The organism is Holdemanella sp. DFI.5.55 (genome assembly GCF_020593575.1).
GTDB lineage: Bacteria > Bacillota_I > Bacilli_A > Erysipelotrichales > Erysipelotrichaceae > Holdemanella > Holdemanella hominis.
The window spans coordinates 24,416-32,669 of record NZ_JAJDMK010000018.1 but is presented as its reverse complement, the minus strand read 5'-3'; the positions used below and the strand labels follow the sequence as shown (position 1 = coordinate 32,669).

Below are 8,254 nucleotides of genomic sequence, written 5' to 3'. Positions count from 1 at the left end.
CATCGATCTTCTCGGTAAGTGAAGAGTCGATTGAAAGGCTATTGATGAAAGCTTAAGTGTAGTCGAAACGTGTAAGGAACAATTAATATTGAACAAATCTTTGAGATTATTGAAATGGATTTTAATAGATGGATGTGGATTTCGCATCCATCTTCTTGATAAGTTGAAAAAATATAGATATATGCAGGATTGATACCATTTAGATAATGATATTTAGTCTTGATGTAGACGTTGTTTTAAGAAGTGTGGAGAAGTAGACATTATATGAATAACTAACTATAATAGAACTAGAAGTGAGGTACATAAAATGTCAATTATTAAACTAACTCCTGCATTTAAAGACTACCTGTGGGGTGGTACTAAACTAAAAGAAAACTATGGTAAAAAAACAGATATGGATCCAGTTGCGGAGAGCTGGGAATTATCTGTGCATCCAGATGGTCCAAGTATTGTTGCGAGTGGTGAATATCAAGGCTTATCTTTTCCTAAATATTTAGAGAAAAAAGGAAAGGGTGTTTTAGGAACAAAGGGAAACACATTTAAGTTTTTTCCAATCTTAATTAAATTTATTGATGCTAAACAACCATTATCAATTCAGGTTCATCCTGATAATGAATATGCGCTTCGTGTTGAGCATGAATATGGAAAAACAGAAATGTGGTATATCTTAGATTGTGAACCAGATTCATTTTTATATTTTGGTGTAAATAAAGAAATTACTAAAGAAGAATTTGAACGTCGAATTCATGATAATACTTTATTAGATGTGTTAAAAGCGGTTCCAGTACATAAGGGAGATGTTTTCTTTATAAAATCTGGTACAATTCATGCGATTGGTGCAGGAATTCAGATTTGTGAGATCCAACAAAACTCAAATACAACATATCGTGTTTATGATTTTGGTCGTGTTGGAAAAGATGGTAAACCTCGTGAATTACATATTCAAAAGGCGATTGATGTTTCAAATCTAAGTCCGATTGAATCTGATTTTAAACCATGTGGTCCTGAAGAAAAGAATGGTGATTGTGATACTGTTCGTTTGGCAACTTGCGAATACTTTACTACATATGAGTCTACATTGAATGGTACAACAACGCTTTATGTTGATGATGAAAGTTTTGGTTCTATCTTGTTGATTGAGGGTAATGCGACAATTGAAAATGATGGTACAACTTTAGAAGTAAATAAAGGAGATTCTGTATTTATTGATGCGAATAGTGGTGATGTAAAAATCACAGGGAACTGCCAATGGATATATAGCAGGGTTTAATCCCCTGCCTATTTTTAGTTATGAAAGAATTTCAAAAAGATTTAATAGACTGGTATATTAAAAATCATCGTCCTTTAGAATTTCGTTTAAAGAAAGACCCTTATGAAATATGGATCAGTGAAATCATGGCCCAACAAACTCGTATTGAGGCTATGCTTCCATATTTTAAAAGGTGGATGCAGCTGTTACCGAATATTGAGAGTGTCGCAAAGTGTGATGATGAGAAGCTAAATAAGTTATGGCAAGGATTAGGTTATTATTCGCGGTGTAAAAATATAAAGAAATGTGCCATAGAATGTGTTGAAAAACACAATGGAAAATTACCTTGCACAAAAGAAGAATTATTAACATTACCAGGAATTGGCCCATACACGGCAGGTGCCATAGCTTCCATTGCGTATGGACAAAGAGTAAGTGCAGTCGATGGGAATGTGATTCGTGTATTTTCTAGGTTGTATGATATTTATGAGGATGTTACCAAGACAAGTGTGAAGAAACAGATTGAAATGTTAGTAGATGAAAGTCTTCCTTCAAAAGAAGAGATTTCTTACTATAATCAAGCGTTGATGGAACTGGGAGCACTTATTTGTATTCCCAAAAGTCCAAGGTGTGATATTTGTCCAATCAAAAAATATTGCGAAGCTTCAGATCCTGCTTCTTTGCCTTATAAGCCAAAGAAAAGTGCACGTAAAATCGAGTATAAACATGTGTATGTTTGGATACATCAAAATAAGGTTCATGTTGTAAAAAGAGCGGATACCGGTTTGTTGGCAGGACTTTATGGCTTTGATGAAACGAAACCAGAACATATTATAGAAAGTATTGAATTAAAACCTTATATACATATTTTTTCACATGTGGAGTGGCATATGGATGCGACGTTGTGTATAGTAGATAGGGAAGATTCAAATTATAAAACAATTGAAGAAATAGAAGAGTATATCGCATTACCAAGTGCATTTATGCCGTTTATGAAACAAGTAGAGGAGTATTTATGGAAAAAGTAGAAATTGAAAGTTTTACTTTAGATCATACTAAAGTAAAAGCGCCTTATGTGCGTTTGATAAGTGAAGAAAAAGGACCTAACGGAGATATTGTATCAAATTTTGATGTTCGCTTATGTCAACCGAATCGACAAGAGATACCAACCGGAGTTATGCATACTTTAGAACATTTGTTCGCATTATATCTTCGCCCTAGAATTACTGGGTATTTAGATTGTTCACCATTTGGATGTCGTACAGGATTTCACCTTTTAGCATGGGGAAAACATTCAAGTAAAGATGTTGCGATTGCCGTAAAAGAAGCTTTAGAGCTAATCACAACTACAGAATGGGAAGATGTTCCGGGTACAGAAGAAAAAGAGTGTGGTAACTACAAAGATCATTCTTTATTTGGCGCTAAGGAATGGGCAAAAGAAATTTTAGAGAAGGGAATGAGTTGCGACCCGTTCGAAAGAAAAATTGTGTAAGAGAATGTGAAATTCTCTTTTTTTATTTGAGTTGCCCTATTTATCGTGTCGTTTCTATGTTAAAATATAGTATAGTCTTTAAAAGGAGAACTTATATTATGGCAGGAATTTTTGGAAAATTATTTTCAGAAGAACAACGTGAATTATCTGCATTAGAAAAGATTGCAGATCAAGTATTAAAATATGAACCAGAAATGCAGGCATTATCAGATGATGAGTTGCGTGCAAAAACGGATGAATATAGAAAAAGAATTGCGGATGGAGAAACGGTAGATGATCTTCTTCCTGAAGCGTTCGCAACAGCTAGAGAAGCTGCTTATCGTGTAATCAACGAAAAACCTTATAAAGTTCAGATTATGGGTTCGATTGCGATGCACAAAGGTGATATCTCAGAAATGAAGACTGGTGAAGGTAAAACTTTAACAGCTACAATGTGTGTATATTTGAATGCACTTGCAGGTCAAGGTGTTCATGTAATCACAGTCAATGAATATTTGGCTGGTCGTGATGCTGCCTGGATGGGTGAAATTTATCGTTTCTTAGGTTTAACTGTTGGTGTAAATACACGTGATTTAAAACCAAGAGAAAAACGTGATGCGTATGCATGTGATATTACATATACAACAAACTCAGAACTTGGATTTGATTACTTGCGTGACAACATGGTTACAGAAGTTGAAGACCGTGTAATGCGTGGTCTTCACATGGCTGTAATCGATGAAGTTGACTCTGTATTAATTGATGAGAGTCGAACACCATTGATTATTTCAGGTGGTAAAAAACAAACCGCAAACTTATACATTCAGTCGGATCGTTTTGTGAAGACTTTAATAGCTCCAGAATATGAAACAGATAAGTTTACTCATGAAAAAACTTTGATTTCTGGAGATTATGATATAGATGAAAAGACACGTCAGATCATGTTGAGTGAAGATGGTGTTCATAAGGCAGAAAAATTCTTTAAGATCAAAAACCTTTACGATATTGAACACACTCAACTTGTTCACCACATTAACCAGGCTTTAAAGGCAAACTACATCATGATGCGTGAAGTTGAATATGTAGTTAGTGATGAAAAAGAAATTGTTATCGTTGATCAATTTACAGGTCGTATGATGCCAGGACGTGCATATTCAGATGGTTTACACCAAGCTATTGAAGCTAAAGAAGGGGTTCCAATCAAAGAAGAAACTTCGACTTTGGCGACAATCACATACCAGAACTTCTTCCGTCTATATGAAAAATTGGCTGGTATGACGGGTACCGCAAAAACTGAAGAAGAAGAATTCTTATCAACTTACAATATGAAAGTTGTTGTTATTCCTACAAACCGTCCAGTAGCTCGTAAGGATCTTCCTGATGAAATCTATGCACATAAAAAAGATAAATATGCTGCATTGGTACGTGAAGTAAAACGTTTGTATGAAACAGGACAACCAGTTCTAGTTGGTACGATTGCGGTAGAAACAAGTGAGGTTATTTCACAATTATTAAATAAGGAACACATTCCTCATGAAGTATTAAATGCGAAAAACCATGCTCGTGAAGCAGAAATCATCGCAAAGGCGGGTCGTCCAAAATCAGTTACAATTGCGACAAACATGGCTGGTCGTGGTACCGACATTAAATTAACAGAAGAATCACGTAAATTAGGTGGTTTAGCTGTATTGGGTAGTGAAAGACATGAATCTCGTCGTATTGATAACCAGTTGCGTGGACGTTCTGGTCGTCAAGGAGATCCTGGTTTCTCACGTTTCTATGTATCTTTAGAAGATTCATTGATGGTTCGTTTTGGTGGCGACAAGCTACAAAAGCTATTTGAAAAAATGGGTGATGAACAAATTGAATCAAAGGCAGTTACAAAATCAATCACAATGGCTCAAAAACGTGTTGAAGGATATAACTTCGATATGCGTAAACAATTGTTAGATTATGATGATGTATTACGTCGTCAACGTGAAATTATTTATGCACAGCGCAATCGTATTTTAGAAGCAGATGAAGTGCATGATATGGTTCGTGTTGTATTTGAAAAAACAATTGAACAAACTTTACAAGCTAATTTATCGGATCAAAAGAAACAAACAATCGATGTTGCAGGCGTTGTTAAATCCATTGAAATGATGGGTATGGCTGAAGATAAGGCGATTCGTGCAAATGAACTTGAAGGAAAGTCTTATGATGAAGTTAAAGAATATTGTGTAAATAAGATTTGGAATGAATATGAAGCTGAAATCAAAGATGTTAAGCGTCAATTCTTGCCTTTTGAAAAGACAGTTGTGTTACGTAATATTGACCGTAACTGGATCAACCATATTGATATGATGGATAAATTGCGTAGTGGTATCTATTTGCGTTCTTATGCACAAAATAACCCTCTACAACAATATGTACAAGAAGGATTCGATATGTTTGAAGAAATGAATCAAAGAATTGATCGTGAAATCACATTCTTTTTATTAAAGGTTCGTATTCGTAAGGAGCATGCAGCTTAATGGAACTATATGAATTGAAACAAGGAGTGAGTACTCACCTAGAGAAATTACATTCTTTAGGTGAGTCACTTTGACTTATCTAGTAAAAATAAACAAATTGAAGAATATGATAAACAAACTTTAGAACCAGATTTCTGGCAAGATCAAAAAAAAGCTCAACAAGTGATTCGTGCAAAAAACGCATTAAAAGATATTGTGGATTGTTATGAAGAATTAGATTTACAATTGACTTCACTAAATGATACGGCTGATGAATTAAAGTCTGAATTTGATGAAGAACTGATGATGATTGCCGAAGAAGAATATGCGGATATGGATAAGAAATTCGAGAATTTTGAAATCCAAGTCTTATTAAGTCATGAATATGATCAAAACAATGCCATTTTAGAAATTCACCCTGGAGCTGGTGGAACCGAGTCTTGTGACTGGGCAAGCATGTTGTATCGTATGTATACAAGATATGCAGAAAAACATGGCTTTAAAGTGAGTGTTCTAGATTATTTACCAGGGGATGAAGCTGGTATTAAAAGTGTAACTTTCCTTGTCGAAGGAGATAAGGCTTATGGCTATCTGAAATCCGAAAAGGGAGTACATCGTTTAGTTCGTATTTCGCCATTTGATTCAGGCGCTAGAAGACACACTTCTTTTGCGAGTTTAGATGTTATGCCTCAATTTAATGATGAAATTGAAATTGACATCAAACCAGAAGATTTGATTGTAGAAACAAAACGTGCTTCAGGTGCTGGAGGACAGCATATCAATAAAACGGATAGCGCGGTTCGTATGGTGCATAAGCCAACGGGTATTGTGGCTACATGTCAAAATGGACGTAGTCAGCATGAAAATAGAGAAGAATGTTTGCGTGTCTTAAAGTCTCGTTTATATCAATTAGAAATTGAAGAACAAGAAAAGAAGATTGCTCAAATTAAAGGTGTGCAGTCAGCCAATGAATGGGGAAGCCAGATTCGAAGCTATGTCATGCATCCATATAGCTTAGTTAAAGATGTTCGTACAGGTTATGAAACAAGCCAAGTTCAATCTGTATTAGATGGAGATCTTGATGAATTCATCTTTGCGTATTTAAAATCACAAATTCAATAAAATCCAATCGAAAGGTTGGATTTTTCTATATTCGCTCATAAAAGTGTAAAATACTCTTATCAAGAGGTTAAGAATATGAATGTATATTATCATTTACCGGGCTTATTTGAATTCTATGAATTTTATAAAAAGTTTTTGCCCCTATTTAAAAATAAATCAGAATATTTCTATGACTGGTGTAAGATTGGCTCTATTTATGGCTCACCATCTGATTGTATATGGTCTGGTGGACGCATCAGTTATGCAGATTGTGATCCAAAAAAAGTATTTGCTTTGATGAAAGAATACAATATATCTTCACGTCTTACATTTAGTAATTCTTTGATTGAAGAAAAACATTTATCCGATATAAAATGCAATGAATTATGTCGATTGTTGAATTTAGATTTAAACAATGGGATTATTATTCATTCAGATTTATTGATGAAATATTTGAAATCAAAATATACAAATCTATATTTTGTATCTTCAACCACAAAAGTATTAACGGATTTTAATGATTTTGAAAAGGAAGTAGAAAATTCAGACTTTACGTATGTAGTCCCTGATTTTCGATTGAATAAACAATTAGAAAAGTTGAATTCACTATCTGAAGTATATAAACCAAAGGTAGAATTTTTATGTAACGAATGTTGCTGGTATGGATGTAAAGATCGTAAGGAATGTTATAAATCGGTTTCTAGACAAAATCTAGGTATTGATTGTATGGATCATGTATGTAAGGCCCCTTTTTCAAAGGAAGGGTATCGTTTTTCTAGAGTGATGGAAAATCCTGCATTTATTAGTTTAGAGGATATTTTAAATATCTATGTTCCTATGGGCTATTCAAATTTTAAAATCGAAGGAAGAGATTTAGGAAGTGCCCTATTATTAGAATTTATTCTTTACTATATGGTAAAACCACAATACCAAATTCATGTTCGTGAAGCAATGTATTTAGATGCAATGTTAGACTTGTTTTAGGAGAAAATGATGATTGAAAAAAGACACACAGTACGGAAATATTTAGATAAACCATTAGATGTTGATTTAATAAGTTTATTAAATGCACGTATTGAACAAAACAATGAATTGTATGATTTGACATTGAAACTCGTGATGAACAACTCCGATGGTATTTCTAGTTTGGCTAGACTCATGTCGAATAATACGGTACAAAACTATATCATTCTTGCAGGTAAAGAATGTTCAAGTTTGGATGAGAAGATAGGCTATTGTGGCGCTGACTTAATTTTGTATGCCCAAAGCCTTGGGCTAAATACATGGTGGTGTGGAGGTATGTTTAATGGCAAGAATGCTCTTAAACATTTATATGATAAAGATGTTAGAGTCAATGGTGTCATCGCGATTGGATATGGAAAAACACAGGGTGTACCGCACAAATCAAAGACAGCTGATCAAATTAGCCATTACCAAGGAGTAGTTCCAGATTGGTTTAACGCGGGTATCAAAGCTTTATTATTGGCACCAAGTGCTTTAAATAGACAGCCGTATATAGTAAATGGTGTGGGAAATAAAGTGAGTTTTAAAGTGAAAAATGGACCTCTATCACAAATCGATTTAGGCATAGGAAAATATTTCTTTGAGCTTGGTGCAGGTAAATCAAATTTTGAATGGAGTTAATATGATACATATTGAGGATGAAATCTTTTTAAAGAAGAAATTTGATTTTGAAAAATTGAAAGAATTTGGGCTTTGTTTTGAGAATAACACATATATTTATTCAGAAGACTTTATGGATGGAGATTTTAAAGCTGTCATTGAAATATCGGATGTTTTAAAAGGTAAAGTCATTGATAATTTCAGTGATGAAGAATATATGCCGCTACGCATCGAATCCTATGATGGAGAGTATATCTGTAAAGTTCGTGAAGCATACAAATCCATATTAAAAAGAATTGCGGATGCATGATGTAC

At 34.2% G+C, this 8,254-nt stretch carries 8 protein-coding genes; all 8 read left to right on the top strand.

Translation table 11 applies throughout. The features are described from left to right. Positions 1-307: 307 nt before the first annotated feature. Positions 308-1,270 carry a type I phosphomannose isomerase catalytic subunit gene (locus LJE08_RS05770; protein ID WP_227402682.1) on the top strand — a complete coding sequence of 321 codons (963 nt, stop codon included), beginning with the start codon at positions 308-310 and terminating at the stop codon, positions 1,268-1,270. 20 nt (positions 1,271-1,290) lie between these two features. Then, entirely contained in the window at positions 1,291-2,277 is a 987-nt protein-coding gene (locus tag LJE08_RS05765) for an A/G-specific adenine glycosylase (protein WP_117926243.1), read from the top strand. Beyond that, entirely contained in the window at positions 2,265-2,741 is a 477-nt protein-coding gene (locus tag LJE08_RS05760; protein ID WP_117926241.1) for an S-ribosylhomocysteine lyase, read from the top strand. The genes LJE08_RS05765 and LJE08_RS05760 overlap by 13 nt, the downstream gene beginning before the upstream one ends. 98 nt (positions 2,742-2,839) lie before the next feature. Then, positions 2,840-5,236 (top strand): preprotein translocase subunit SecA, encoded by a 2,397-nt coding sequence (gene secA, locus LJE08_RS05755; protein WP_117926239.1) that lies wholly within the window; start codon positions 2,840-2,842, stop codon positions 5,234-5,236. Beyond that, positions 5,236-6,337, top strand: a protein-coding gene (gene prfB, locus LJE08_RS05750) for a peptide chain release factor 2 (protein ID WP_186999018.1) whose coding sequence is annotated in 2 segments (ribosomal slippage) — positions 5,236-5,307 and positions 5,309-6,337 — 1,101 coding nt in all. Because the reading frame shifts where the segments join, the coding sequence is not laid out codon by codon here. The genes secA and prfB overlap by 1 nt, the downstream gene beginning before the upstream one ends. A gap of 75 nt (positions 6,338-6,412) precedes the next feature. After that, positions 6,413-7,300 carry a hypothetical protein gene (locus LJE08_RS05745; protein ID WP_227402681.1) on the top strand — a complete coding sequence of 296 codons (888 nt, stop codon included), beginning with the start codon at positions 6,413-6,415 and terminating at the stop codon, positions 7,298-7,300. A gap of 6 nt (positions 7,301-7,306) precedes the next feature. Next, complete coding sequence (locus LJE08_RS05740; RefSeq protein ID WP_227402680.1) at positions 7,307-7,960, top strand: nitroreductase family protein; 654 nt, start codon at positions 7,307-7,309, stop codon at positions 7,958-7,960. Between the two features lies 1 nt (position 7,961). Beyond that, positions 7,962-8,249 (top strand): hypothetical protein, encoded by a 288-nt coding sequence (locus LJE08_RS05735; protein WP_227402679.1) that lies wholly within the window; start codon positions 7,962-7,964, stop codon positions 8,247-8,249. Positions 8,250-8,254 lie beyond the last annotated feature (5 nt).

Bases quoted from the DNA above. Each gene is read 5' to 3' on its own strand.
- LJE08_RS05770 (WP_227402682.1), top strand. From the start codon at position 308: ATGTCAATTATTAAACTAACTCCTGCATTTAAAGACTACCTGTGGGGT.
- LJE08_RS05765 (WP_117926243.1), top strand. From the start codon at position 1,291: ATGAAAGAATTTCAAAAAGATTTAATAGACTGGTATATTAAAAATCAT.
- LJE08_RS05760 (WP_117926241.1), top strand. From the start codon at position 2,265: ATGGAAAAAGTAGAAATTGAAAGTTTTACTTTAGATCATACTAAAGTA.
- secA (WP_117926239.1), top strand. From the start codon at position 2,840: ATGGCAGGAATTTTTGGAAAATTATTTTCAGAAGAACAACGTGAATTA.
- LJE08_RS05745 (WP_227402681.1), top strand. From the start codon at position 6,413: ATGAATGTATATTATCATTTACCGGGCTTATTTGAATTCTATGAATTT.
- LJE08_RS05740 (WP_227402680.1), top strand. From the start codon at position 7,307: ATGATGATTGAAAAAAGACACACAGTACGGAAATATTTAGATAAACCA.
- LJE08_RS05735 (WP_227402679.1), top strand. From the start codon at position 7,962: ATGATACATATTGAGGATGAAATCTTTTTAAAGAAGAAATTTGATTTT.